Raw genomic sequence first — 24,902 nt, forward strand, 5'->3', positions numbered from 1 at the left:
AAGAAAAAAACGGCATTTCTCGCGATCCGCGACTCCCCGAAGGATCTCAACAGCTTTATCTGGCAGGCGGTGGAGATCTCCGGAAGAGCACAAGCCGGCACACAGAATTACGCAACCTTTTTAATCCAAAAGGTTTCCGCACCCGACGAAAATCGGACCAAGGGCCGAAAGAGGACTTCAAAGGCCGGTTGGATCCCGCAAATCCGAGTTGGAAACCGAGGAAACAATTCTCGAGCAGACGACCGCCACCCACCTCGCATCCTGTCCACTCCAGGGGGTTCGCCGATCAGCCGCGTCTAACTAAACACTATCTTCGATTAAACGTTCATCTTGCTCAACACAACAATCACCCTGAACCGAACTCCGCACCGCGGCAAGCGCCGATGGCGGGTCGATCGACGCATCGAAATGCTCATGATTCATTAACGCTGTCTGCTTCCCGTGCCGATCGAGATGAAACACCTTCAGGTGCAATCCTGCACTTTCGAGGGGGTTACCAAGGATGAGTTGCGAGTGCCCGTAGCTTGGTTCAAGGATGACGACAGATGTCTCACCCCATCGACTCTTGGATCGGATTGGGTTCGACGTTACCACCCAGCTTCGAGCCCTGGTCATCGCGTTTTCGGTTCCCGAACGTGCTCGCATACTCACATTTCAATAAAGCCAGCCGAGCGGCGATGACCAGGAGAACCCTCTCCTCAGGAGCAGGGCGATGAGGGAGACGGCGGGCGAAAGTCGGGGCGAGGTCCGAGGCAGCCGGTGTCCTCGGGGCTTCTTGGGAATGCTTGGCCTGCTGCTGGCGATCGAGCTCTTCTTCTCGCGCGCATCGCTCGACCTCGCCCGGCCCGAATACTGGTTGTGGTATGCCACGGGCCGATCGGCCCGCCACGAGACGAAGAATGCCGAGATCCTCTGCCTGGGCACGAGCCAGACGTCGTATGGCGTTGTCCCCCAAGTGCTCGAAGAGCGGCTCGGTCGGCGGACCTACAACCTAGCTATGTGCAGCTCGCCGCCTCAGGCCGACTACTACCTGCTCAAGCGTGCCCTCGACTCAGGTGCGAAACCAAAGGCCCTGGTGCTCGACCTCCACCCGCACTTGATGAAGAACGACTACTGGGGCTGCATCCGGTTCTTCCCCAACTTACTTTCGGCGAGCGAGTCGATCGACATGGGCTGGACCGCGAGCGACCCCGACTTCACGACAGAGGTCCTCCTGGCCAAAGCGTTCCCCTCGATCAACAACCGTTTCGACATCCGCAACGCAATCATGGCAACGCTTGACGGCAAGCCCTGCTCGATGAGAAAGCCAACCCTGACGAGCCTCTGGAACCGGGTGAACAACCAAGGAGCGATGATCCTCGCTCCCGGGACCGAGACCACGCCGCCGCGTGCTCTCACACCGACCGACCATGAGTGGCTCGCGCCACCAGCGTGGAAACACGAGCACATCAACACGCTTTATGTTCGGCGTCTGCTCAAACTCGCGGCCGCGAACGACATCACGGTCTTCCTGCTGCTCCCCCCTCTCGACGCGCGACTTCAGCAACTCCGTGAGGAAAAAGGGCTGGCCTCCTCCTTCGAGGCGTTCGCACGGGGCCTGCAAGCTCATCACTCCAACCTGGTCGTGGTGGATGGATCGCACTCGGGATACCCGGCCTCCGCCTTCGCGGACGCGATGCACGTCAGCCGAACCGGGGCGATCTCCATGACGTGCGACCTGGGGGAAATCCTCCGACCTTACCTGGAAGGCAACCCTCGTCCTTCCTCGCGTTGGTTCGCGCTCCCCCCTTATCGTGAACAAAAGAGTCATGCCATGATCGTCAATATCGCGGAAGTCAAAGAGACCAGCCTCCCCTGGAAAGTCACGCGCTAGCGATCGGATGGGACGCGACCCAACGTAGGCGAACGAGCCAGCGAATCCGAGACACACTCAGGGCAAGCTCCTCCCGCTTGGCAGGCCCCGCTGCCAAGCATCTCGCCACCCCAACCGGTTTCGGGCCAGGCGGCCAGAATCGCCCTTGTCTTACAGCCCCTTTCCGGACATAATAGTGAACAAAACCACAGAACAAGGATAAGTAGGATGGAGAGGGGGAACGGCCAGTGATCTCGCAGATTCGAGGCATACTTCGCACGGTGGCCGAGGAAGAGCTGACATTGGCGGTGGACCCGATGGAGATCGAGGTCCTCATCCCCGAGTACACACGCAGGAAGATGCAGACGCACCTGGGAGAAATCGTCAGTCTCCACACCATCTTTTACATCGAGGGAAATGCGATGGGGGGGCGGATGACTCCCCGCCTCGTCGGCTTCCTCTCGGCGATCGACCGCGAGTTCTTCGAGATCTTCTGCTCGGTCGACGGGGTCGGGGTCCGCAAAGCGCTTCGGGCGATGGTCCGCCCGGTTCGCGAGCTCGCGCGAACGATCCAGGACCAGGATGTCAAGATGCTTTCAACTTACCCTGGGATCGGCGAGGCGACCGCCGAGCGGATCGTGGCCAAGCTCCGTCGCAAGGTCGGTAAGTTCACGCTCATTGTGGGGCAGGCTGCGGCGGTCGAAGGGACCGCGGTCGAATCCAACGGCGCCGCGGAAAACGTGGAACCTGACGTGATCCGCGACACGTTCGCTGCGCTCCTCTCGGTCGGGCATAACGAGAGCGAAGCCCGGCGTGAAATCGACCGCGTCCTCACGGGCAAGAAGAAGTTCAAGAGTGTGGCCGACATGATCGACGCCATCTACCAGCAGCAGCGCCAGCCCGACTAACACCAGAGGGGGGTTCCGACCCCCGCCGATCCACTGCCTGAAAGGATTGTCCGATGCGCGAGCCGATCATCATGGGAGGACAGGGGGGGGAGGCTCCCGAACCGAACCGGAACACCAAACCGCAGCACCGTGAAGAAGGTCGGTCGGTCGATCAGATGGACGAGAAGCTCCGACCGCAAACCTTGGCCGAAGTCGTCGGCCAACGGAGCGTCGCCGAGCGGCTCTCCATCGCGCTCGAAGCCTCGAAGAAGCGAGGCGAACCCCTCCCCCACATCCTCTTCGATGGCCCCCCTGGGTTGGGGAAAACGACGTTCGCGACCGTCTTGCACAATGAGCTCGGGGTCGAGCTCAACATGACCAGCGGTCCCGCGCTGGACAAGAAGATGGACGTGATGCCCTACCTGACCAACGCGGTCGAAGGCTCGATCCTGTTCATCGACGAGATCCATCGCCTCCCCAAAACGGTCGAGGAGTTCATTTATCCGGTGATGGAAGATTTCCGGGTGGATGTGGTCCTCGGCGAGGGGATCTCCGCGCGGACGATTAACCTGCCCCTCAAGAAGTTCACGATCATCGGGGCGACGACGCGGAGCGGCATGCTCTCGGGTCCGTTGCGCGACCGCTTCCACATGCACGAACACCTGGAATTTTACGACATCGACGACCTGGCGCGGATCGTCGCAATCAATGCCGATAAGCTGCGGACGACGATCACTCCGGACGCCGCCTGGGAGCTGGCCCGGCGGAGTCGAGGCACCCCTCGTCTCGCCAATGCCCGCCTGCGTTGGGTGCGGGACTACGCGACGGCCCGAGCCGACGGACACATCGTGCTCTCCATCGCACGCGACGCGCTGGACATGCAGGAGGTCGACTCCGAAGGCATGGACAAGCAAGACCGGCGCTACCTCGAAACGCTAATCCAGGTCTTCCGGGGCGGACCAAGCGGAGCCGAGGCCCTCGCCGCGACGATGAACCTCGCGATCGATACGTTGACCGACGAGGTCGAGCCCTACCTGCTCCGCCGCCACTTCATCGTCCGAACGCCTCGAGGCCGACGCGCCACCCCTGCGGCCTACCGCCATCTCGGGCTTCCCGAGCCCGTGTCCGAAGCTCCCGATCTGTTCTCGTTCGACGATCAGCGCCGGCTGTTCGAATAACCGATGGGAATCGACTTTTGATAACCCCATAGGATGGTGGACCGCACCCACCCGACAAAAAAATTAGACACTGGCTGGCCAAGGCCGCGAGGCGCGCCAGATCCGATCCCGAATCGCAAGCCAGCGCGGTTCGTCCGGGGGGGGGACGATGACCAGGAAATCGACCCCGCTCAAATCGATCGCCTGGAGGTGAGAGTAGAGCGACGCTTCCGCCTCGGTCGGGGTGAGCAACCGGATCTGCCGGTCGGGGCGACGCCCCGGAGGCCCCTCATCGATCGGCGTCTCACCTAGCGCGATCAAGACCCATCGTCCTTCTCTTGGAAGGGCCTCAAAGGCGTTGGGCTCGATCCGAAAGGTCGGCGTCCTCGGCGCATAGTGGACGTCCATCTGCCCGGGGCTCGAATGCGCGTGGGGGTCGGGCGGGAAATCGGCCTGGCCGAGTACTTCGCATCCGAGCGCTTCACGGATTTGCTCGACGGTGATCGATCCGGGGCGGAGGACTCGCGGGGGACTGGTCGTGAGGTCGAGCACGGTCGACTCGATCCCGACCCCCGTTTTCCCACTGTCGAGGATCAGGTCGATCTTGCCGTCAAGATCATTCGAGACATGCCAGGCTTCGGTCGGCGAGATTCCGGTCGATCGGTTCGCGCTCGGCGCGGCGATCGGCCTGCCGGTCGCTTCGATCAAAGCGCGAGCGACACGTGACTTGGGGATCCGAACGCCGACCGTGTCTCGACCGGCGGTGACCACGTCGGGGATGTTCGCCGCCCGAGGAAGGACGAGCGTCAACGGCCCCGGCCAAAAGCAGTGCGCCAAGACATCGGCACTCGCTGGCCATTGCAAGACGCAATCGCGAGCCATCTCGACTCGGTCGGTATGAACGATCAAGGGGTTGAACGACGGCCTTCCCTTGGCCTGGAAGATCCGTGCGACGGCCTCGGGGTTTGTGGCGTCAGCCCCGAGACCGTAGACCGTTTCGGTGGCAAACGCGACGAGCCCACCGCGCCGAAGGATCCCGGCCGCCTTGGTGACGGCGCGGGGATCGGGCTCATCGTCGTTGAGTGGAATGACAGGCGTGAGCAGGGGCACGTAGGGACGGATGACGGCCGCCTCAGCCCAACGTCTTGCGTGCGGAGGGGTCGGGCTCCCCCTCGGCCCGGTGCTTCTCGTATTCCAATCGCAGAGCTTCGTAGCTCGCTTCACGCTGGTCGTAGAGGCGGCGAAGTGGCCGAGGAGCGTGCCTGGCCAAGCTATAGGCCGTCAGGAGAGGCAACGCAATTGTGCTGTCGGTGTAGCAGGTCACCGAGTCGGGGAGCCGGTCGGGATCGACCTTGCCCCAGGTCATGGCCTCGCTGGCCGTGGCGCCGGAGAGGCCGCCGGTGTCGGGCCGGGCGTCGGTGATCTGGAGGAAGTAGTCGTGGCCACTTTCAGCCAACCCGAGAACTTCCTGGATCTGCGGCTCGGTTTGCAGGATGAAGTTCTTGGGGCTGCCGCCGCCAAGAATCAGGACCGCCGACTCGCCCCCGTTTCGCTTGGCGTTGTAAACAATCGCCGCGGTCTCGTTGACGTCGCGGAGCGAGTCAATTTGAAGTTTTCCGCCTTGGAGGCTGAGCGCGGCGAGGTTCATGCCGATCGAGCTGTCGCCGGGGCTCGACGTATAGATCGGCACCGCAGCCTCGTAGGCGGCCGCCAGCAAGCTGTTGGCGGGTCGCCCCAGGGCTTGGGCCCGTCCATGCAGGTAGCGGCCCACTTCATAGTGGAACTCGGCGGTCCCCATCGTGCGGGCGAAGACGTCGTCGCGAATCAACTCGCGATAGAACGCGTCGGTGTCGAGCAGGGTCGCGTAGTCAAAAACGATGTCATAGATCCGAATGATATCGTTTTGGCGGAGCGCAAAATCATCGAGGTTCGGCCGGCTCTGGTGAAGGGGCAGGTCGAGCGCGTAGTGGGTGTCGTGATAAAGGTTCGCGCCGGTCGAGACGATCCAATCGACGAAGCCGGCTTGGACCAAGGGGATCAAGCAGCTCATGCCCAGGCCCGCGGGAGTCAGCGCCCCCGAGATTGTCAGCCCGACCGTGCAATTGGGCTCGAGCATTTTTCGTGTGAAAACCTGACAGACTTCGCGAAGTCGGCCGGCATTGTAACTCAGAAACGCTTGATCAATCAGGTCGGCAGCCAGGTCAGATCCGGAAACGGCCGGAGGCGCGATCCGGTGCTGACTGACCTGCTGAAGAACACTGAGTGGGTTACCTTGTTCCGTCATCGTCGTTGGACCTCCCTCGGCTTTCGCTCAATCACGGCAGCAGGATCGACGCCGCCACGACGGTGGTCCAGTGTCCCCCTTTATGACCAACGGCCGAAGCCGTCACTTCGCTCGTGTCGGCAATGACATCGGCGATCTTCCAGATCTCGCGTTTCTCGTCCCACGAGCTGTTGGGGTCGAACTCAACCCCGAGGACGGTCGCGAGCATTTCGGCGGCGAGGTCTTCGGCGTAGTCCGCGGAAATCTTGGCGGTCTGGCCGTAAGAGTGATGTTCGGAGAGATACCCGAACGTGGTCCGATCGCGCGGGATGGCCACACCGACACTGGCCGCGATCAGGCGGTTCGGCTCGGCCGTCGCGCTCTCGCTCATCACGCAATGCACGATCTGTCCCGGCGAGAGGTGCTTCAGCCCATCCTCAATCGAGACGACCTCGCAGTGGGGAGGGAAGATGCTCGAGACACGGACGAGGTTGTAGCAGGCAATCTTGGCATCGCGTAGGGCAAGCTCGAAGCTCGTCAATTTCTCGCGGTGGACGCCAACCCCTTTGGTGAAGAAAAGCTGCTTGGGTACGTACATCGGTTTCCCTGACACCTCCTGAACCGGCATCCCACTCGGGAAGAGGCCGGTGCAACGTCTCGCGCTTCCCCACCGGCCGCGTTTCCACGACCGCGCATCGGATTAAATGACACAAGGCCAAGGTAAGGCATTCTCGCCCCGGCTTCAAGTCCAGCAGGGGGGTCTTCACAACCTCGTCACATTGGAATCGAGGCGAAGATTCCTGCAATTCCAACGCGACGGTGAAGTCCGTCATTCCGGGGCCCTTCCCCCGAGTGGCCATGCCTCGTGCCAACACGAATCGGTATCCCCCACACGCAGGCCAAGGAAACCCTCGACGCGCGCCTCCGGAGGCAAGGCTCCGATCGTGACTTCAAACCTCGGTTCCGAAGCTTTCATGATTCGGCAGATTTGAACCGAGACATGAGCAAAGGTCTCGGGGCCACAGATTCTCTGATCGAAGCCCGCGCGCGAACGCCATTGGTGTGTGACGCTCGGGTTCCGAGCCCCGCCTCCGTGACACCCTGTATCCGGTTCTGCTTCGACCATGTCCGCGCGACATCCGTTGGCGAAGCGCGGAAGGGGTCGCTCGGCCGAACGTCTCTCCGATCGACCTCGGCGATGAAACCACACTAGCCACACGACCCTCCTATTCCACGCATTCGACAATGTCGCCTCGCGCGACGCGTTCGATTTCGAGAGGATCGCGGCGAACCACCGAGCACGCCACAATCGATACAACACGAATACCCATAGCTGATCGAAACCGGCCAACCTGTTTAAGCCTCGGAACTGCGACTGGGTTGATGCGATCACCTGGCCGCGCGTGGATCGATTTACTGTTCGCGATCGCTCAATCGGATCCCGAAGACTGAAGGCTGGGAAAAAGGGACGAGACGATGCCTTCGCCTTTGTTTTTCGAGAGTCGATTGCCCAACCATTCCTCCGAACACTCTTCTAAATCACCGCGCGAGTCCATCACGGTACGGCATCGTTCCGCACTCGCTTCGCCATGGCGATCGCGGCGAGGAGCGAGCATCGAAGCGATCCCGTCATGCGGGTCACGAGTGTCCACGGAGCAGACACGAAGCGCGCTCCGCGAAGAGGCTCGAACCGACGCATCGACAAGAGACGAGACTCGCTCGTGTGCTTCACGTGTCTCGTTCTCGCTTGCCGTTCAGCGCCAAACCCGCGAGAAAATAACGCCTCACACGAAAAATTTTTCGATGGAGTGAGATGCGTGAACTTCACGGCGAACGTGCCGTGAGGCGTTGCCCTTCGACCCCCAGCGTGTCTCAACCATGCTACAAGAATCGTCAAGAAATCAGGGAAAAGCGAAGCTCTTGACGACATTCACCGCATATACAGATTTCACAGAATGTGTATTTTGCAGTCTTTTTCCGCCTCAATATTTTTGCATTCCTTGGAAATACCGAGACCGTTTTCAGAGGAATCGCGAGAAAACCATTCGGAGGCGACCCATCTTCGTCTTCCCGGTCCTGATATATTTCGCTATGAAGTGACAGGTGAGATCGGTGGTTTGGTGCCGGTCCACAATGAGTACTACCTTGATGCGAGGGTTCGAAGCGATGGCGGTGAAGAAGAAAGCGACCACCAAGAAGACCAGCCCCTCGGCCTCCCAAACGAAGGCCGCCCCGAAGAAGGTTGCAGCAGCAGCGAAGCCGGCGGCGACGAAAGCTGCCGCGACCAAGCCGGCTGCGACGAAGACCGCCGCGGCCAAGCCGGCTGCGACGAAGACCGCTGCCGCCGCCGCGAAGCCGGCTCCGGCCGTCAAGGCAGCCACCGCTTCGAAGGCCGGCACGCCCAAGCCGAAGGCCGCCGCGGCCAAGCCGAAAGCCGCTCCCAAGAAGGTTGTGGTGGTCAAGCTGACCGACCGACAGCTCGACCTGCTCAAGGTTGTCCATGGTACGAAGGAGGCGGGTTACCTGGCCGACAAGAAGGCCGAGGCGAAGTCGCTCGAGACACTCGCCACCAAGAAGCTGATCAAGAAAGGTGCGAAGGACAAGGCCAGTGGCCACATCCGCTACCATGTCTCCAAGGCGGGCGAGAAGCACGTCGCGTCGTCGACCCCCACTTCCTGAGCAGACTCCCGCTCCGGCTCACTGATCGCATGGTCTCATTCTGACCACTCAGGCTTCACCTCATCCAGCTCGGTCCCGCCCCTCACCAGAAGAAGTGTGAGAGGGGCGGTGACGAGAGCCACGGAGGTGGGGCCTTTTCCTTTTGTGACGCCTACGTCATACGAATTCAGGCCAGCCGACCGGGTGCGTCAGCGCATCGACTTGATCCAGAGGCGTGGCCGCCCGACTATAATCCGACAAACGCATTAAGACATCCCGATTGATGCCGGATCCTCGAAATCGCCATCACGGGTCGATGGGCAACAACAGCTGGGAGTCCAGCAGGCCTGAGCGAGAGGGACGTCTCCTGTCGCTTCGCAACCACGGACAGCACGTTGTCCGGGCGTCTCACAACGAATGCCCCCGATGCAGTGGTGACCGAGCATCGAAGTGTGGGGCGGCAAGCAGTGACACGAAGCCTATCGACACTGATGGGACCAGCGAACGAGGCCGAGTGGAACCGCCCACTCGGCCTGCGCACTCTCTTATGAGATTCCACCCGACCGAGACTGAGTTCAGTTCGGCTCGGGATCATCGTAGAGCGAGGCACAATCGACAAGGCGCGCCGAGTCGCCATCGTGCACGGCCATCTGCGCACCGGCCCAGAGACTGGCACCGGCGTATCGTCCGTCTTTGGCGACGCAATAAAACTTGACCTGAAAATTCGGCCGCTGCTTCGCGTCGCGAAGTCTCGGGTTGCGGTTCGTCGCCACGATCCGCTTACAGGCTTCGAGCAGCGCGTCCTTGGGCGCGAGTCCGCGGCGCAGGCCTTCGACGATCGTGTGGCTGGAGAGATTCAAGAGGTTCGCCTCACCCCGGCCGGTCGAGCCGGCGGACCCGACTTCGTTGTCGAGGAAGAGCCCCGCGCCCATGATCGGCGAATCGCCCACGCGACCGGGGATCTTGTAGAAGAGGCCCGAGGTCGTGGTCACACAGCCGAGATTGCCGTGAGTGTCGAGCGCAGAGCAGTGCAAGGTTCCGTGCTCGCGAATGCCGAAGAACTTGCGAACGGCCGGCGACAGCTCCGAATTCGGAGGCGCGATCCAGTCGCTCTCCTTGCCGTTGGTCTCCTTCCAATGGAGCCAGATCTCCCGGGCCTCATCGGTCAGCAAGTTTGTCTCGGGGATGCCATGTGCACGCGCGAACTTGAGCGCCCCTTCGCCAACGAGCAGGCAGTGATCGGTGCGCTTCATCACCAGGCGCGCGACGGCGGCGGGATGCATGATGTTGCGGAGCGAGGCGACCGAGCCGCCGCCGTGGGTCGGCCCGTGCATGACGGCCGCGTCGAGTTCGACGACCCCTTCTTCGTTGGGGATACCACCATAGCCAACGGTGTGATCCTCGGGATCGGCCTCGACGATCGCGACCCCTTCAATGGCGGCGTCGAGGGGGTCGGCCCCTGCCTTGATCCGCTCCATCGCTTTCTCGACGGTCTGTAGCCCGTTACCACTCGCGACCACGATCGGCCGTTTCGATCCCACCGGCACGGGGGCCGCCGCCCCGAGGACCGAGGCACCCAGGCTCGCGGCGGCGCTGACGGAAAGGAAGTGGCGGCGATTGACGGAATCGGACATCGAATAATCCCTCGTCGACGTTGATGTCGCAATGGCCCTGGCCATTTGTCGCGTTCATCATAATGAGAGGTCCATCGGCACGCCATGATTTGGGTTGTCCCGATCGTGGCGAGTTGGCCTTGGCCATCGTCGCGCTTCGGATTATGATGCCCGCCGCGCCGAGGCTCCTGTCGACTCGGCTCGCGACGATCGACCTATTGGCTCCGTCATCTCGGTTTACGTCTCCTCTTTCGACAATTCCATTAACGCTCTAGCGTCTGTTGAATTAAGGCGGAACGGTCATGGACGGCACGTTACCGACTCATTGCGCATGGAATCGGCTGGCGATGGCAGCGACCTTACTGGTTGCGGCCGGGCTCGCCGGGTGCTCGGGATTCAACGGCACCACCGCGGCGTCGTTCTTGCGGAAGGTCCGCGAAGACCCGGACCCCAATACCCGCTACATCGCCTATAACAAGCTCGCCTCGCCTCTCTGCTACGACACCGAAGAGCAGAAGAAGGAGGCGGTGGCCACTCTGGTCAACAAGCTCGAGCACGGTAAAGAGCCCGTGGCCACCCGCGCGGTCATTTGCCGGACGCTGGGCGAGCTCCACGATCCCGGAGCGCGTGAGGCATTGATCAAGGCCGTCAGCGACAACGAAGGATTGGTCCGTTCGCAGGCCTGCCGAGCGCTCGGCCAGGTCGGCCAACCCGAGGATGCGACGATTCTCTCGCGGGTCATGACCGTGGACACACTGGAAGATTGCCGGATCGCCGCGATCGAAGGGCTCGGTGAACTGAAGGCGAAAGACCCGAGGATCGCCGAGGTGCTGGTGACGGGGATGGAACACGCGGATCCTGCGATCCGACTTGCCTCGCTCAATGCGCTCCGGAAGATCACCGGCAAAGATCTCGGCGTCGATCCCGGCCCTTGGCAAAAAGAACTGTTGCCTCAGAAGACTGCGGCAAAGCCAGCTTCGACCACGCGATGAATCCTCGTCATCTCATCTCGCTCATCGGCTCCAGGCGACATGGCCAGAACGCACCGCGGCGTGCGATAATCAGCCGGAGGCGAACCTCGAATTCCCGCGTTGTGTCGCTGGAGGATCGGGTCGTGCGGGCTGAGATGACGTGGGGCGCCGCGAGGGGTCATGGACACACACACGCTAGAGCTGCTGGAATTCGATAAGGTTCGCGCGTTGGTCGCCAAGCGCGCCGCCTGCTCGCTGGGCAAAGAGCGGGCCTGGCGCATGGAACCGAGCCGTGATCCGGGTGAGATCCGCAACCGGCAGGCACTCACGACCGAGATGCTCGAGGCCCTCTCCAGTGGCCTGACTCCTCCGTTTGGTGGCCTGCACGACATCCGGCCCCAGGTCCGTCGCGCCCAGATCGGCGCCATGCTCGACGCCGAGGAACTGGCCCAGGCCGTTGAAACGCTACGGGCGATCGGCCACCTCAACCAATGGCTCAGCCGGATCGGCGAGGAGTTCCCCCGACTCGGCGGACTCAAGCAAGAGGTCGGCGAATTCTCCGGGGTCGTCAATGCAATCGAAGGTTGCCTCGACAGCCGAGGGAACGTCCTCGATACCGCCAGCCGTAAGCTCTCGGCCTTGAGGCGTGAGATCGGGCAGGTCGAGGAGAAGATTCAAGAGACCCTCCGGAGGATGCTCCGCTCGAACGAGATCAAGCGCATCCTCCGCTTTCCGAACTTCACGATGGTGGGCCACCACTACGTCCTACCGATCGCCAAGGAGCATCGTGGCGAAATCCAAGGTTCCGTCCACCGGACCAGTGCCAGCAACGAGACGGTCTACATCGAGCCCCAGGCGATCGCCGAACATTCCGCCCAACTCTCTTTCATTCGCGCCCGCGAAGCGAAAGAGATTCGCCGGATCCTTCGCTGGCTGAGCGCGCAGCTCGGGCAGGTCGCCGAATCGGCACTGGGCAGCCTGGAAACGCTCGGCGAGCTCGACCTGATCCATGCGCGAGGACGTTACAGTCTCGACGGCCGCATGACGCCGCCCGACTTCAACGAGGAAGGGAAGCTGGCGCTTCGCGGCGCACGGCATCCGCTCCTCGAAGCCTTCTTCCGAGGCGACACAGCACCTCCTCGTGTGCCCGAGCCGCCGCGTGAGGCCCCGACCGAAGCCGACGAGTCCCCTCCGGCGATCGTAGGCTCGCAAGAGCCAAGGACCGTCGTTCCCATCGACGTCCACCTTGGTCTTCAGTTTCAGACCCTGGTCGTGACCGGCCCGAATACCGGGGGCAAGACGGTCGCGATCAAGACCGTCGGGCTCCTGGCGATCATGGCACAGGCAGGCTTGCACATCCCTGCACATCAAGGATCGCAGCTCCCTGTTTTCGACGAGGTGCTTGCGGACATTGGCGACGAGCAGAGCCTGGAGCAATCGCTCTCCACCTTTTCGTCCCACGTCCGGCGCGTGACCGAGATCCTCGCGCGGGCCAGCTCCAAATCGCTCGTGTTGCTGGACGAGATGGGAGCAGGGACCGACCCGGCCGAAGGAGCCGCACTCGGCCGTGCGATCCTCGACGAGATCGACAGCATCGGCGCCCGCGCGATCGTGACCACTCACCTCGGCGATCTAAAGACCTACGCCTTCTCGAATCCTCGCGTCGAGAATGCCGCGGTCGAGTTCGACCTGGAAACGTTGCGACCCCGCTATCGCCTTCATATCGGTGATATCGGCCAATCGAACGCCTTGCAGATTGCGAGGCGACTCAGCCTTCCCGAACACATCGTCGCACGCGCGGCGAAGTATCTGGCGCAAGGGCGAGGCCAGGACCTCCCCGAACTGGAGATCCTTCAGAAGCTTCGCAAAGACGCCGAGGAAGCGCGCCAGGCCGCGTTGACCGCCCAATCCGAGGCGGAGCGCACTCGGGAAGCGCTCAACCAAAGGCTGACCGACCTGCAACGCCAAGCGGAAAACGACGAGCGGCTCGCCGATGCCAGGGCCCGGCTCCAGCCTGGCGATCGGGTCGTCGTCCCCAAGTTCGGCTACGATCGACCCGGCCGCGTCGTCAAGCTGGACGCCCGTAAGAAGACGGCCGTGGTGGCTATCGGCCAGATGCAGTGGGACGTCGCGATTAGCGATCTGATCCCTCAAACCATGCGCACACCGGAAGTCGCGGCCCCCGCCAACAAGCCCAAGGCAGGCGCAAACAAGAACGCCCCCCGTCTCGAAGACTTTGCGGACGAATCGTCATCCCGATAACACTCAAGGACTTCGACGCCGCTTCCCTCGCCGCTGAGAACGGAGAGGGGAGCGACGTGCTTTTCCTTGGCGGTCATGAAGCCGTTGGCATCTTGAGGAACAAGACGCCCATGGGAGGAATGCGCAACGAAAGGTGGTAAGGCCGTCCCGCGTGGGACTCGTGTCTGGCCCAGACGCCCCCTTGGTTGCCGACGTTCGAACCGCCGTAGCGTTGAGAGTCGGTATTGAGAATCTCGCGATAGAAGCCGCCGCTGGGGACGCCGACCCGATAGTCCTCGCGGACGACGGGCGTGAAGTTACAGACCACAACGATCGAGTCGCCTGGGTCCTTCGCGGAGCGGAGGAAGGCGAGGACGCTATTCTCCCAGTCGTGAAGCTCGAGCCACTCAAACCCTTGCCACTCGAAATCAACCTCATACAAGGCAGGGTCGGAACGATACATCGCGTTCAGGTCGCTGACAAGGTTCTTGATCCCTTGATGGTCGGGCCACTGGAGCAGATGCCAGTCGATGCTGGTATCGTGGCCCCACTCGCGCCACTGGGCAATCTCATCCCCCATGAAGAGGAGCTTCTTCCCAGGGTGGCCGTACATATAGCCGTAGAGGAGCCGCAGGTTGGCAAACTTCTGCCAGAGATCGCCGGGCATCTTGTCGAGCAACGACCCCTTGCCGTGAACCACCTCGTCGTGCGAGAGCGGGAGCAGAAAGTTTTCGTTGAACGCGTAGATCATGCTGAAGGTCAACGCCCCGTGCTCGTACTTGCGAAAGACGGGGTCTTTTGACATATACTCAAGCGTATCGTTCATCCAGCCCATGTTCCACTTGAGGCTGAAGCCGAGCCCCCCGAGGTAGGTTGGCCGCGAGACCCCCGACCAGCTCGTCGACTCCTCGGCGATGGTCAAGACTCCCGGGTGCTCAGCGTGGCAAAGCTCGTTGAGCCGTTTGATGAAGTCGATCGCCTCGAGGTTCTCGTTACCGCCGTGGATGTTGGGGACCCACTCGCCCGGCTTTCGCGAATAGTCGAGGTAGAGCATCGACGCGACGGCATCCACCCGCAAACCATCGATGTGATAGCGCTCGAGCCAGAACAGGGCATTGCCGAGCAGGAAGTTGCGCACCTCGGGGCGGCCGTAATTGAAGATCTTCGTGCCCCAGTCGCGATGCTCGCCGAGCCGCGGGTCTTCATGCTCGTAGAGGTGAGTGCCGTCGAAGAAGCCGAGCCCATGGACGTCGCGCGGGAAGTGCGCGGGGACCCAGTCGAGAATCACCCCGATCCCATGACGGTGGAGCGTGTCGATGAAGTAGGCGAAATCATCGGGAGTCCCAAATCGCGACGTCGGCGCAAAATACCCAACCGGCTGATACCCCCAACTGCCGTCGAACGGATGCTCATTAATCGGCATGAGTTCGATATGGGTAAAATTCGTCTCCTTGAGATGCTCGACCAACTGGTCGGCAAGTTCCCGATAGGTGAGGAAGCGATTCCCCTCTTCGGTTTTCCGCTTCCAGGAACCGAGATGAACCTCGTAGATGGCGAGCGGACTCTGAAGGCTTTGGGCTTTTTGTCGGTCCCGCATCCAGTCGTCATCGTGCCAATCGAAGCGGGTCACATCCCAGACGACCGACGCGGTCTCCGGGCGCAACTCGGCGGAGAATCCGTACGGGTCCGACTTCTTCACCAGATAGCCTTGGACCTGGCTCTTGATCTCGAACTTATAGACTTCGCCCTGGGAGAGCTCGGGGATGAAAATCTCCCAGATGCCGGTGGCGCCACAACTCCGCATCGGATGGCGGCGGCCGTCCCAGTGATTGAAGTTGCCGATCACGCTCACGCGCTCGGCATTGGGAGCCCAGACCGCGAAGTGGACCCCCGCGACCCCTTCGTGCTGGCGAAGGTGTGCGCCCAACCGCTCAAAGTTCCGGTAGTGCGTCCCCTCACCCAGAAGATGGAGGTCGAAATCACTGAGGACCGGGGCAAACTGGTAGGGGTCGACGAACTCCCAACTGAATCCCTCATGGCTCTCAACGGCCAGGCGATAGGGGAAGGGGGCCGTCTGCGTCGGAAAGAGGGCGACGTAAAACCCGTCGGGGTGAATCGACTCCATGGGCACGCGAACGCCAGGCTCGCCCCCCGACAGATCGACAACCCAGGCACGTTTCGCTTCGGGCAGGAAGGCGCGAATCACGCGTGCCGTCGAGGTCCCTTCTTTGAGTTCATGCGAACCGAGAACGGAGAACGGAGCCCAGTGATTGGCGTGGACGATCCGGTTCAGGTCATCCACCGACGTGCTCGGTGTCTTCACACTCTTCACGGCCATGCTCGTGAGCTCGCTCATGTTTCGCCAGTCGAAATGGGGAGTTCTGTAACCAAACCTTAGCGACGAGAGCGTAGAGGTGCAACCGCCATGCCCGGATGATCTTGATCCTCGTCGCGGAGGCGGGAATGCGCCTCGCCAAGTGCGCCAAGTCAGCCCCAAGTCCGAGAAAATCCAGGGGAGTACCCAGGATCTCGTGAACCGAGGATTTCTGCGAGGAAGGATCGACCGCGACCATCCTCCAGGCTTCGCTGCGCAGGCCATCGACAAGTCGAATCGAGTCGATCAGCGTGGGGTCGGTCCCGCAGGCCGCTTGGAGGAAGGTAAGACCACCTCCGCAATCAAAGGGAGGTGATCCGAGCCGCAGTCGGAGCCGACCCAGCATCGTGTGAAAGTCCAGTGCGGGCTGGCGAGGAGGTGGTCGATCCGGAACCAAGGGGTCCGAGAAGGACGCGTGTAGCCATAGCCGAGCCCAGCGTCCTCGAAGCCAAACCGAAAGACTGACCGCAGTGTCGCCATCGACGAGTCGTCGGAGGGCATGTTGAAATCACCACCGACCAGGATGGGAATGTTTCCTGACTCGCTCAGGCAGGTGACAACCCGGCCAAGTTGCGCCCGCCACCATTGGACCTGGACCGGCAACCGGGACAGATCTCCTTCGAGGACGCCGTTCAGCCCGGGCCTGATCGTGGGCAAGTGGGCCGTGGCGAGCACGAATTCCTGGCCTTGCGGTGTTCGAACCCGGACCCGATCAAGCTGGGCGGAGTACAGTCCATCCTTTGTTGACTGATCTTTCAACGACTCCAGATTGGCGACGATCGGGTAGCGGCTCGCCAACCGCTTTGATTGATCCCGATACCAACCCCGAGTCAGGTAAGCTGCGAACGCGGAATTGACCTCGACGTTCTCCTGCAAGCAGATGAAATCGATCCGCTCCCGTTCGATCATCTGAATCAGACGACGGGAATCGATCGGGCCAGGGCTCAGGTTGTAGGTCAGAATCCGAAACGGGGTGCCCTCGACTTGAGGACCCCAGAATCGGGCCGTCGAAAACGAGAACCCCATCAAGGGACCGGCGACGACCAGGCCGATCGTCCCTTGCAAAATCCAGTGCGACGGCTTCCGCCGTAAACCGCTGGCCACCGCCAGCGCGACGACCGGGCCCAGGTAAAGCCAACGCGGCACGAACAGCAAAATCGCCACACCCCACCAATCTTCACCGACCCAGAAGATGAGTGCGAGGATCGTCAGGACGAACACCGCGTACATCCAGGTCGCCAACACGATCCAACGTCCGCGACGAGAGGGGGGCGTCGCGCGATCCGCCACAGCCGTCGCGGTGGCAGCTTCCGACCTCGAGCCGCCGCATCCCAAGCATTGCCTCAGGTACGGACGAGCGGGGTTCGGCGTCCCGCACGTTGCGCAACGCCAGAACGGGTCGGAGGTCGTCGGGCGAGAACTCTCAGTCATCGTGATCCTCAACGCACAGTCCGTCCCGGCTCGCGATCGTCCACCGGGTCCAGTCAGTCCATCGCGTTGTACGCTCGCGCACGAATCCCAAAAAAGTGGGGGGATCACATCGCGCGAAGCAACAGCACCAGGCGACCACTCACAAGAGGCGCGAGCCAAGTGATGCAGCCACTTGGAGGCTTTAGGATTGAGCCGCCTTTGGCAAACGGCCGAGGAGTCCGATCACGCTCCCGATCCGGCAACTCCACGGACTTTTGGATCCTCTCAGTGTCCAGGGACTAATAATTGGCGTATTATACGCGAAGAGCCACTCTCGAGGAATGCGAGGGGGTTCTCCCATGAAGCCCTCAAGGACACGACGAGGCGATCGGAGGGACCACGGCACAACGTGCGCCGTGATGGGTTCAAAGGAGTTGCGGCCGATGAGTGCGGTCCTGATCGTCGACGATAGCCCGGCCGATCGGGCCCTGTTCCGAATCTTATTAAGCCGCGCCGGCCACACTGTCCACGAGGTGGCCCGGGGAGGGGACGCGTTGGTCAAGGCGCGGGAGGTCCGTCCGCACGCCATCGTGCTCGACGTGAACCTTCCCGACATGGACGGCCATTCGGTCTGCCGCGCAATCCGCGCTGACCCCGAGGTCGCGGGCGTGCCGGTGCTCATGCTCACCGTGCGCGACAACGACAACGACGTCCTGACCGGCCTCAATGCCGGTGCCGACGACTATGTCACCAAAGACTCGCCGGGGGAGATTTTCCTCGCCCGAATCAGTCGCCTCATCCAGTATCGCCAGATGGCGACCGTGGCAGCGCTCAACGAAAACCTGGTCCAGGTGGGACGGCTGCTGGCCGGGATCGTCCACGAAATCCGCGGGCCGCTCTCGGTCATTCGCGGCAGCGCAGAGCTGATGAAGTATCAGCTCAAGCCGGACGACCCCTACCTGCAATGGCTCGACCCAATTCTCCGGAACGCGCAGGTCCTCCAGGTCCGGCTCGAACACCTGATGGCGACCGTTCGAAGCGGCCCGCCGATGGTCGTGTTGGTCGACTTACCTCCCCTCGTTCGCGAGTCGGCCGACCTGTTCCTCAAGGGATCCGACCCGCGAGGGAGCCAGGTCGGCATCGAAACGATCGTTCCCAATCGGGTCCCCCCGGTGCGTGCCGATGCCGGTCGGCTGTTGCAGGTCTTTCTCAACCTGCTCGGCAACGCGTACGAAGCCATCCTGGCGTCGGGAGAGGGGGGACAGATCACTGTCCGCGTCGAGCCCGTCTGCGACCAAGGGGTGGAGTGGGTAAGGGTCGAGATCTGCGACAACGGACCAGGGATCCCCGAGGCCTTGCTGGGGAGGATCTTCGAACCGTTCTTCACCACGAAGGAAACGGGGAGCGGGTATGGGCTGTACCTCGCCTCGGAGATCCTCAAAGAGCAAGGGGGGCGGCTCACGGCATCCAACCTTCCGGGCGGGGGGGCCTGTTTCGCCGTCTGGCTGCCCCAGGCCAGTCTCCCCGCGTCGATCCGAAGCGGGCAGGGGGATTCGTAGCAGCCCCCTTTTGTTTGATTTGTCTCCGAGAGCCGATCCATGCCCGCTCAATCCCAACGCAAGCCGGCCTATTCCCAAGACCAATGGGGGGCCGCCCTGATTCTCGGCCTGCTCTGGGTCGGCTTCGGCACAGCCAGCTACGTGATCCTCGGGTATCCCCGCAGCCTACCGATCCTGGTGCTCGGCGCCCTCATGCTTTTGATCGCCGGGCGCGTGCAGAGCGACTCCGAGCGCAAGCGTTGGGCCGCCCCGATTCACCAACTGGCTCGCGAACTGAATGCGATCGCGGACGACCCTCAACGCCCGTTTGAATTAACATACGTCCCCGAGTTAGGCGAGGTCCTCAGAGCGCTTCGTGAATTGAAAAAGGTCTGGCACCCCATTCCCAAGTCGGACCCGCCGTCGTCGCTCAACCTGACCTTGAGCAGTGGCGAGTTCAGCTCCCAACAGCTCACCGACTCGCTGACCCGAAGTGCCTTGCTGGCGTCCCTGACTCCTGGGGTCGATAGTCTCGACGTCTCCCTCTCGGGCGACTTCTCCACCACTGATATGGTCAGCCGGCTCGAATCCAGGACGTTTCGCTGGATCGAGTCCAGCGCCGCCGAGCAAGAATTCCTGGGCTGGGAGCTCAAGCAGCTCCGTGAAATGTCGTTCTTGGAGATCGTCCACCCGGACGATTACGAGCGGGCGCGTGACGAGTTGCGCGCGGCGATCTCCAAAGGGGAAGTCCACGGCCTGGTCCTCCGGATCAAGACCGCCCGCGGTAAGCCGAAAGCGATCGAGATGAACGTCGGAGCACGGTACGGCCCCGACCTGACGGTCTCGCACCTGCGCTGTCACATTACCGACGTCACCGCCAAGATCCGCGCGGAGCGCGAGCTTCGCCTCCGGACCCGGGAACTCACCCAGGTCAACGAACAGCTCCGTCACATCAACCGCGAACTCGAAGAGCTGAAGGACCGGTACAGCGACCTCTATCAGAACGCGCCGGCGATGTACTTCAGCCTCGACGACCAGGGGCGGATCCTCGAGTGCAATGATACGCTCCTCCGCACCCTCGGATACCGTCGCGACGAGATCATCAGCCAATCCTACGAGCGGCTCCTCCCCGAATGGCGCCGCTCGATCTTCGCCGCGCGGTTCGCCGACTTTCGCCTGAATGGCAAAGTCGAGATCGAAAGCCAGTGGGTCATGGCAAACGCGGAGACCATCGACGTCTGGGTCTCGGGAACCACCGTCATCGGGTTGGGAGGCAAGCTCCTTCACACCCGAATCGTGGCCCAGGACGTCACCGCCCGACATCGGCTGGAGGCCGAGCTCCAGGAAAAGAATGACCGCCTGGCCGTGACAATCGACGAGCTTTCTCGGAAAAATAAGGAGATGGACGAGTTTACTTACGTCGTCTCCCATGACCTCCAGGAACCGCTCCGCACCCTGATCGCCTTCTCCGACTTCCTCCTCCGTGATTGCGGCGATAAACTCGACTCCAATGGCCAGGAATACGTCCGTTACCTGGTCGACGCCTCAAGACGCATGCGTGCTCTCATACATGGCTTACTCACGCTTTCTCGAGCCGGAAGGGTGACAGGCGATTTCACGACGGTTAATCTGGAAGAGGTAATGTCGTTCATCAAGGCCGATCTGGGCGAGTTGATTCGCAGTAAGGGGGCGGAAGTCAGGACGACCGCCCCGCTGCCAACCTTGTGGGGGGACCGCGATCGGATCAGCCAATTGCTGGCGAACCTGATCAGCAACGGCCTGAAGTACAACCAGAGTGCCGCGCCCTGGGTGGAAGTGGGAACACTGGACGACGAACCTGGCCCCTGGCTCACGGTTTACGTGCGAGACAATGGGATCGGGATCGACCCCCAGTTCCATACCAAGATCTTCCAGCTCTTCCGCCGCTTGCACACACGGGAGGAATACGAAGGCACGGGCGCGGGCCTTGCCATCTGCAGTAAGATCGTCCATGCCCATGGCGGCCGGATCTGGATCGAGAGCGAACCAAATCAAGGGGCGACGTTCTTCATTAGCCTCCGACGATCTCCACCTGAATCTTCCATGCCGCAAACCGAAGTGACTCATGCGACCTGATTTTCATATCCTCCTGGTTGAGGACAGTCGGGCCGACGTGATGATCATCGAGCGGGCGCTGCACGACGGGAACGTCCCGCACCGCCTGACCGTCATCCACGACGGCCGCAAAGCGATTGATTATCTGGTCCGCCTCCGAGATGTGAAGTCCGACCCGGGCCTGGAGCCCGACCTGATCCTGCTCGATCTCAATCTCCCCGGGATCGATGGCTACCAGGTCCTGACCCAGATCAAGAATGACCCCCTGTTGCGGATCATCCCGGTCGTCGTCCTCACCACCTCGCTGCGCGATGAAGACGTGCTCCAGACCTACCAGGCCGGCGCGAACACGTACATTCAGAAGCCGTCCGAATATCCGCGCTATCGCGACCTGGTCGTCACTCTCCGGCAATACTGGCACGAGACCGCCATCCGGCCGCCTCGCACCCGTCCAAGCCCTTGAGCATGCAAGCCGAGTCGCACCACTTGGTTGGCTTCCGCATTAAATGGTTGTGATCGTAAATCCGTTGACTCCATTCCCGATCGCATACGGCCATCCTGCCGTTCCCTGGGGAACATAGCGGGGAGACTCAAAAACGATATTCTGCTGCGGCAACGTGATCGGGTTGCGCGCGTCGGTGTTGAAAGTCACCTGGAAGAGCGGTTTTTCCCCGTGCACGACCGGGGCATAGAAGGACTGGTTCTGGCCGGGTCGGAACGTAAAGAGGAAGGTTTGGCCGTTGCGGTAGGTCGAGGCCGAGATCCCAAAGGTCAGCGTCGTCCCGGTGTTGTTCCACAGGCTTACGACACCGTAGTCGAGAAAACCATTGGGAATCCCCAGGCGAATCAAGCCCATCCCACCATTGGGCCCCGACCCGGGATTGGGGTTGGGATTGGGACGAGGACGCGGGAAACGGCGCGGTGCTCGCAACGCCTCAATCGTCGACCGTTCGGCAATGGCGGCCGGTCCGCTTCCCTGGGCCGCTGCCGTGGGCGCCTGAAACTGAGGGAGCCGCGCGAGCACCATCGCCGCACGATCCGCGCGATGACGAGCCGCCATGGCGTGAAGCTCAGCACCCGCAGCCAAGGTATGCGCCGTCGCGACGCAACGCTCTTCGACACACTCGGCACTCGGTCGGAACGCTCGTTTCGCCCTGTCACTCATCAGTGTCGTCCTCAAGCGGTGTTCGTCAAGCCGTTGGCCCGTCGGCCGCACTCACGCAGGGGCGTGATGCCGGAACCGCCAAGCTCGTTCCCTTTAAATATAGCTGACGAGAACACGCCTGCATTGACCTACGGAAATCGAGCCGAAAACTCCCCCCGATCAGGCGCCCCGATCGATCCAGTGATCGCCAACGAACCCAGACCGAAGGAGGGTTCCGGGTGAATGGCATCGTGAGTGTTCAGGGACTAGAATGTGCCCAAATCATTACTCTCCCGAGGTCGAGGTAACCAATGCGCACATCTCGCGTCGCACTCATCGGGCTCATCGTCTTCTCGACAGCGCGGGAGCTCGTCGCCGAGCCGGGTCGCGATGCCGGCGGCGTCTCGAAATCCGCTCCAAGTAGCTCGGGTGGAGTCGGGCCGCTCGCCCAAAAGGATTCGAAGGCGGACCAAGCGAACGCTCCGGTTCCCGAGAAGGAGCTGATCCTCCCCGGGGAATCGTTCGTCGTGGCAGGACGGCCGGCCTTCATCCTCCTGCCGGCCAAAGAGAAGCGGCAGACTCCTCAACCCTGGATCCTCTACGCCCCGACGCTTCCCGCTTACCCCGACACGCATGAGAAATGGATGCACGAGCAATTTCTCAAGGCGGGGGTGGCCGTCGCAGGAATCGACGTGGGCGAGGCCTATGGGAGTCCCAAGAGCCGCGAGTTCTTCACCAAGCTCTATGACGAGTTGACCGAAAAACGGGGCTTTGCGGCCCGCCCCTGTCTGCTCGGGCGGAGCCGCGGCGGCTTGTGGGTCTCGAGCTGGGCGATCGCGAACCCGGACAAGGTCGCCGGGATCGCCGGCATCTATCCCGTCTTCGATGTTCGCACATACCCAGGCCTGAAAGTCGCCGCACCTGCTTATGATTTAACGCCGGAACAATTGGAAGCTCAGCTCGGTGACCTGAACCCCATCGAACAGGTCAAGACGCTCGCAGCGCATCGCGTACCGGCCTTTTTCATCCACGGCGACGACGACAAGGTCGTTCCTTTGAAAGAGAACTCGGCGGAATTCGCAACGCGCTACCAAGCGGCCGGCGCGGGTGATGCCGTCACACTGGTCGTCGCCAAGGGGCAGGGGCACAACTTCTGGGAGGGCTTCTTCCGCTGCCAGGAACTGGTCGACTTCACCATCGCGCGAGCTCGTGCAAACTCCGCGCTCGAGACCAGGAAGTAAGCCGCCACGCCAAGACGCTCTCGTTACCAACATCACGCAGAGCGTGGTGGGAAAGCCGGACCAAGGCCCCTCTGCGTGAGGGGCGTGTCTTGGCCAATCGAAAAACGAGCATGCGAAGGAATCGACGATCGGTCGTTCCTCCAAGCCCCCTCAGACCGTCTCGGGGTCTGGATCCGACACATCATGCGCCCGCCCCGCACTTCCATTCGTGCTCGATGCCACGATTTCGGAAGGCTTCGCTCGGCCCGGCTTAAGAATCTGGGCCATCTGCACTGCAAGCGCGTAGAACTCCTTGGGGTTGGTCGGCGCGGTCGCAAGATGGACGTGCTCGTCGGAGCGAGGCTCGGCGGGATCGACCGGCATGCAGACCTGATGGTTGCGAATATTGTGGACCCCATACAACACCTCGATTTCCCAGCGGGCGTTGCGTTCCACATCCTGGCGAAGAGCGAAGGCCGCTTGAGCGGTGTTGATGCAGACCGCGGTCTCGATCAACGCTTCCCGAAAGCCGGGCATGTCGCGCGCATCCGGGCCCCAAACATCCTTGATCCCATTGGCCGCCTCACGAACCGCGACAAAGATCCGCTGAGTGATCGAGCGAAGCATCGGCGTAACGGACTTCGACCAGAACTTCAAGGGCTGGAGGTAGGCGTCGACCGCTCCGGTCACAGCGCCGCAACCGCTGTGACCCAGCATGACGACCACCCGAATGCTGTGACTCAAGCTGGAGAGCGCGTAGTCAACGCTGCCCAGACAAGCGTCGTCCAGGACGTTGCCGGCGACCCGAATCACAAACAGATCGTTGAACCCCTGCCCAAAAAGCATCTCGGTCGGAACCCGGGCATCGGAGCACCCAACCACCACCGCGAACGGCGACTGGGTGGGCATCTCACCATAGGTCCGCTTCATCCCCACTTCCAACCCGTTGCACTGCACCACGTAGCGCGGTTCGCCCAGGGAAGTCGTGTTGGTCCGGCAGCTCTCCATCCAGTGCGAGAACATCCGGTTCCCATCTTCAAGGGCCCGCCTTGCGGCTTCCGCGTCGCGGGTCAACGGTTTCGCAGTCGGATTCTTCGGATCAAATCTGTAAATATAATCAATCGTATTCATTAGTGATCTCGAGTGCGTCAAGAAGCCTGGCAAATGCCAGTCAGGGCGGCCGGGGACCGCCTGGTTCCGAGCTTCCTGCTTCTCCAAAGGAGTATGTGACGCTTCAGGCCGAAGCCTTCTCTCAAGATCCAGGGACAGTACGGCAAAGCGAGGGGGGGGACTTGGCGCGAATTCTCCATTCGTCGTTAACCAACACGCAGGTTCCGGACAAGCCTGGACCTTGCTATCGACCCCGTTTCGGTTGAAGTCGATCGACGTGGGATACTCTGTGCGGAATCGGAGGCCGCATTGATCCGTGACGCATGATCTCCTCCAGCAGAAACGATACCAAATTATCTCCGCTCTGCCT

The 24,902-nt window shown here is 61.8% G+C and carries 18 protein-coding genes; 10 read left to right on the top strand and 8 right to left on the bottom strand.

Going from position 1 to position 24,902, the window contains the following annotated elements:
* The first annotated feature begins 712 nt into the window (after positions 1–712).
* From SINAC_RS14050 to ruvB, 3 genes are all read left to right on the top strand, one after another.
* Positions 713–1,873 carry a DUF1574 family protein gene (locus tag SINAC_RS14050; protein WP_015246305.1) on the top strand — a complete coding sequence of 387 codons (1,161 nt, stop codon included), beginning with the start codon at positions 713–715 and terminating at the stop codon, positions 1,871–1,873.
* A gap of 227 nt (positions 1,874–2,100) precedes the next feature.
* A complete protein-coding gene (gene ruvA / locus SINAC_RS14055) occupies positions 2,101–2,760 on the top strand; it encodes a Holliday junction branch migration protein RuvA (RefSeq protein ID WP_015246306.1) in 660 nt (219 codons plus the stop codon).
* Between the two features lie 53 nt (positions 2,761–2,813).
* Positions 2,814–3,917, top strand: a complete 1,104-nt coding sequence (ruvB, locus tag SINAC_RS14060; protein ID WP_015246307.1) for a Holliday junction branch migration DNA helicase RuvB — start codon at positions 2,814–2,816, stop codon at positions 3,915–3,917.
* Positions 3,918–3,980: 63 nt separating this feature from the next.
* On the opposite strand, the gene SINAC_RS14065 is transcribed toward ruvB, so the two are convergent.
* From SINAC_RS14065 to SINAC_RS14075, 3 genes are read right to left on the bottom strand one after another with little or no spacing between them, the layout of a single operon-like run.
* Positions 3,981–5,120, bottom strand: a complete 1,140-nt coding sequence (locus SINAC_RS14065) for an L-threonylcarbamoyladenylate synthase (RefSeq protein WP_244884939.1) — start codon at positions 5,118–5,120, stop codon at positions 3,981–3,983.
* A complete protein-coding gene (locus SINAC_RS14070; RefSeq protein ID WP_015246309.1) occupies positions 5,029–6,180 on the bottom strand; it encodes a homospermidine biosynthesis protein in 1,152 nt (383 codons plus the stop codon). Before SINAC_RS14070 ends, SINAC_RS14065 begins: the two co-directional genes overlap by 92 nt.
* 31 nt (positions 6,181–6,211) lie before the next feature.
* Positions 6,212–6,757 carry a pyruvoyl-dependent arginine decarboxylase gene (locus tag SINAC_RS14075; RefSeq protein ID WP_015246310.1) on the bottom strand — a complete coding sequence of 182 codons (546 nt, stop codon included), beginning with the start codon at positions 6,755–6,757 and terminating at the stop codon, positions 6,212–6,214.
* A 1,550-nt stretch (positions 6,758–8,307) separates the two neighbouring features.
* Here SINAC_RS14075 and SINAC_RS14090 point away from each other — a divergent pair.
* Positions 8,308–8,838, top strand: a complete 531-nt coding sequence (locus SINAC_RS14090; protein ID WP_020466172.1) for a hypothetical protein — start codon at positions 8,308–8,310, stop codon at positions 8,836–8,838.
* 554 nt (positions 8,839–9,392) lie between these two features.
* Here SINAC_RS14090 and SINAC_RS14095 read toward each other — a convergent pair.
* Entirely contained in the window at positions 9,393–10,451 is a 1,059-nt protein-coding gene (locus tag SINAC_RS14095) for a N(4)-(beta-N-acetylglucosaminyl)-L-asparaginase (RefSeq protein ID WP_015246312.1), read from the bottom strand.
* 326 nt (positions 10,452–10,777) lie between these two features.
* Here SINAC_RS14095 and SINAC_RS14100 point away from each other — a divergent pair, with 326 nt between their 5' ends.
* Together SINAC_RS14100 and SINAC_RS14105 are read left to right on the top strand one after the other, a co-directional pair.
* On the top strand, positions 10,778–11,422 hold the full coding sequence (locus SINAC_RS14100; protein ID WP_020466171.1) for a HEAT repeat domain-containing protein: 645 nt from the start codon (positions 10,778–10,780) through the stop codon (positions 11,420–11,422).
* 159 nt (positions 11,423–11,581) lie between these two features.
* A complete protein-coding gene (locus SINAC_RS14105) occupies positions 11,582–13,663 on the top strand; it encodes an endonuclease MutS2 (RefSeq protein WP_015246314.1) in 2,082 nt (693 codons plus the stop codon).
* 73 nt (positions 13,664–13,736) lie between these two features.
* Here the strand turns inward: SINAC_RS14105 and glgB are convergent, their stop codons facing one another.
* Both glgB and SINAC_RS14120 read right to left on the bottom strand, forming a co-directional pair.
* A complete protein-coding gene (gene glgB / locus SINAC_RS14110) occupies positions 13,737–15,980 on the bottom strand; it encodes a 1,4-alpha-glucan branching protein GlgB (RefSeq protein WP_015246315.1) in 2,244 nt (747 codons plus the stop codon).
* Positions 15,981–16,262: 282 nt separating this feature from the next.
* Entirely contained in the window at positions 16,263–17,447 is a 1,185-nt protein-coding gene (locus SINAC_RS14120; RefSeq protein ID WP_015246316.1) for an endonuclease/exonuclease/phosphatase family protein, read from the bottom strand.
* Between the two features lie 422 nt (positions 17,448–17,869).
* Between SINAC_RS14120 and SINAC_RS14125 the strand changes: the two genes are divergently transcribed.
* The 3 genes from SINAC_RS14125 to SINAC_RS14135 are packed head-to-tail and all read left to right on the top strand — an operon-like array spanning position 17,870 to position 21,521.
* Positions 17,870–18,985 carry an ATP-binding response regulator gene (locus tag SINAC_RS14125; protein ID WP_015246317.1) on the top strand — a complete coding sequence of 372 codons (1,116 nt, stop codon included), beginning with the start codon at positions 17,870–17,872 and terminating at the stop codon, positions 18,983–18,985.
* A gap of 39 nt (positions 18,986–19,024) precedes the next feature.
* Positions 19,025–21,079: a sensor histidine kinase gene (locus SINAC_RS14130; protein ID WP_015246318.1), complete on the top strand. Its 2,055-nt coding sequence runs from the start codon at positions 19,025–19,027 to the stop codon at positions 21,077–21,079.
* Complete coding sequence (locus SINAC_RS14135) at positions 21,069–21,521, top strand: response regulator (protein WP_015246319.1); 453 nt, start codon at positions 21,069–21,071, stop codon at positions 21,519–21,521. Before SINAC_RS14130 ends, SINAC_RS14135 begins: the two co-directional genes overlap by 11 nt.
* A 39-nt stretch (positions 21,522–21,560) precedes the next feature.
* Here SINAC_RS14135 and SINAC_RS14140 read toward each other — a convergent pair whose 3' ends face one another.
* Entirely contained in the window at positions 21,561–22,223 is a 663-nt protein-coding gene (locus SINAC_RS14140; protein WP_015246320.1) for a hypothetical protein, read from the bottom strand.
* A gap of 290 nt (positions 22,224–22,513) precedes the next feature.
* Here SINAC_RS14140 and SINAC_RS14145 point away from each other — a divergent pair, with 290 nt between their 5' ends.
* Entirely contained in the window at positions 22,514–23,443 is a 930-nt protein-coding gene (locus SINAC_RS14145) for an alpha/beta hydrolase family protein (protein WP_015246321.1), read from the top strand.
* A 150-nt stretch (positions 23,444–23,593) separates the two neighbouring features.
* Here SINAC_RS14145 and SINAC_RS14150 read toward each other — a convergent pair whose 3' ends face one another.
* Positions 23,594–24,553 (bottom strand): carbonic anhydrase, encoded by a 960-nt coding sequence (locus SINAC_RS14150; RefSeq protein WP_015246322.1) that lies wholly within the window; start codon positions 24,551–24,553, stop codon positions 23,594–23,596.
* Positions 24,554–24,902 lie beyond the last annotated feature (349 nt).

The organism is Singulisphaera acidiphila DSM 18658 (genome assembly GCF_000242455.2).
GTDB lineage: Bacteria > Planctomycetota > Planctomycetia > Isosphaerales > Isosphaeraceae > Singulisphaera > Singulisphaera acidiphila.